This is a genomic window from Streptomyces niveiscabiei (assembly GCF_001419795.1).
Lineage (GTDB): Bacteria > Actinomycetota > Actinomycetes > Streptomycetales > Streptomycetaceae > Streptomyces > Streptomyces niveiscabiei.
Genome location: NZ_LIRL01001063.1, coordinates 1 through 2,563 on the forward strand (window position 1 = coordinate 1; position 2,563 = coordinate 2,563).

Here is a 2,563-nt window from a genome sequence, read left to right on the forward strand (position 1 = left end):
CGTTGGCGTTGGCGTTGGCGTGGGCGTGGCTGTGGGCGTTGGCGTGGTCGGCGGCGGTCTTGTGCCTCCCGTTCCCGTCCGCCCGCATGCCGGGATCGGCTTCGTCGGCGGTGCTGCTCTGCCGCCCGTTCTCGTCCGGCCGCATGCCGGCAGCGGCTTCACCGGCGGTGCTGCTCTGCCGTCCGTTCCCGTCTGCCGGCATGCCGGGGTCGGCTTCGCCAGCGCTGGTGCCCTGCCCCCCGTCCCCGTCCCCATCCCCGTCCGGCCCGGCGAGCGCGTCGTCGACGGCCTGGACGGGGCATCGGTGTCTGCCGCCCGCGGCGAACGCCTTCCGGTACGCCGTCTCCCCCAGCGCCTCGATCGCGGCGTGCTCGCAGCGCGCGTGCTGTTCGGCCATCCGCGTTCCGAACGCGCGGACCGAACTGCCGGCGTCCCGCCACAGGGCGTCCGCGAGGCCGAGCAGCCGGGCGGCCCGCTCGTGGGCGCCGCCGGCGGCGGTGGACCAGGCGAGCAGTTCCAGCATCCGCGCGACCATCGTGTGGTCGGCGAGGCCGCGCATGCACTCCAGCGCGGAGGTGACCAGGTTCTCGGTGGCCGCACGGTCGCCGCGGGCCCAGGCGTGGTGGCCCAGGGCCATCAGCACCTGGGCGCGGCCCCACCGCTCCCCGCACGCCCGGGCGGTGGCGACGAACCGCGCGCCGGTGTGCGCCGCCCGGGGATCGTCGGCGTACGCCTGGAGGCAGGCCAGCGCCAGCCGCCAGGAGGCGGCCTCGTGTTCGTCGCCCAGCGCGGTCATGGCGGCCAGGGCCGTTTCGGAGCGGCGGACGCTCTCCTGAGGCTGCCCCCGGTAGTGCGCGGACACCCCGCGCAGGCCGTCCGCCTGCGTGCGCACCCACGCGTCGCCAAGACGCCGGCCCAGCTCCTCGGCCTCGTCCAGCAGGCGGTCGGCCGCCGTCAGGTCGCCTTGGGTCTGCGCGATCGCGACGGCGGTGAGGAGTGCGCGGGCGCGTTCGGCGCAGGGGTCGGGCGCGGCGGCGAGTACGCGCTCGACCTGGCGGCGCCCTTCGCTGAGGAAACCGCCCGCGCACCAGTGCCAGCGGAGGGCCGCGACCAGCGCGAGACGGGTGCGGGGCTCGCCGTCGTGGTCGAGGGCGGCCAGCAGGTTGGTGTGCTCCGTGCGCAGCAGGGCGAGGTTCTCCTCCTGGCCGGGGCCGTACCAGTCCCGGTCGACGCGCTGGGCGACGGTGAGGAAGTGGTCGCGGTGCCGGCGGCGTACTCCGTCCAGTTCGCCGGAGTCCGCGAGCCGCTCCCGGCCGTACTCGCGGATGGCTTCGAGCAGCCGGTAGCGCGGCCGGCCGCTCAGCGCGCAGGTGAGGACGACGGACTGGGTGACGAGCCGGTCGAGGAGGTCGAGCACCTCGGCCTCGTCGATGCCGTCCCCGTGGCAGACGGCCTCGGCGGCCTCCAGGCTGAACCCCCCGGCGAAGACGGACAGGCGGTTCCACAGCAGCCGCTCGGCCGGGGCGCACAGCTCGTAGCTCCAGTCGATCATCCCGCGCAGGGTGCGCTGATGGGCCGGTGCCGTCCGGCTGCCGCCCGTCAGGAGCGCGAAGCGGTCCTCCAGCCGGTCGGTGAGCTGCCCGACGCTCAGCGTGCGCAGCCGGGACGCGGCCAGTTCGATGGCCAGCGGCAGGTGGTCCAGGCCGGTGCACAGGCGCGCGATCTCGTCGTCGGGCTCGTCGTCGGCGTACCCCGACCGGACGGCGGCGGCCCGGTCCCGCAGCAGCTGCACCGCCTCGTCCCGCGCGAGCGGCGCGAGGGCGTGGACGTGTTCGCCCGTGACGCCGAGGGTGTGGCGGCTCGTGGCGAGGACGCGCAGCCGGGGGGCGGCCGGCAGGAGGGTGGCGACCAGGTCGGCGCACGCGTCGACGAGGTGCTCGCAGTTGTCCAGCACCAGCAGGGTGTGCCGGCCGGCCAGGTAGCCCGTGAGCTGGTCGGTGAAGGGGCGTGCCCCGCGGTCGGGCACTCGCAGCGCGCTCGCCACTGCGGCCGGCACCGCCGACGGGTCGGACACGGGGGCGAGGTTCACCAGCCACACGCCGTCCGTGAACGCCTGCGCGGACGCCGCGGTCACCTCCAGCGCGAGCCGGGTCTTGCCCACGCCGCCCGTCCCCGTGAGCGTCAGCAGCCGGCGGGTGTCCAGCAGGCGGCGGAGCTCGGCGGTCTCCTGCCGTCTGCCGACGAAACTCGTGAAGGCGGCGGGCAGATTTCCGCAGCCCGCGGTCACCTCGGTCATGGTCTTCCCTCTCCCCGTACCGTCGGGAATCTCCTGGGGGTCTCGCCGATCGCCCGTTCCGGCTCAGCCCCCATCATGCGAGCCGTCCGCCTTTGATCGGCGGCGTGAGGGCGCTGTGGAGACCGCGCGAATCAATGCCCGGACGGCCTTGTCGCCGCTGTTTCCGGCCACTTGTGACGCATGTCACGACCCCGTGGAGGGAATTGCTGGGGGCATGACAGAAGACGCCGCCATACCCGCCGAACGGGCCCCGGCCCCCTCCGCGTC

General features: G+C 75.1%; 1 protein-coding gene. It reads right to left on the reverse strand.

Features of this window, described 5'->3' with window-relative positions; translation table 11 throughout:
• A partial coding sequence (locus AOK24_RS39760) for an ATP-binding protein (protein ID WP_240554345.1) occupies nucleotides 1–2,296 on the reverse strand: 2,296 nt, incomplete at its 3' end.
• Between the last annotated feature and the right edge of the window lie 267 nt (nucleotides 2,297–2,563).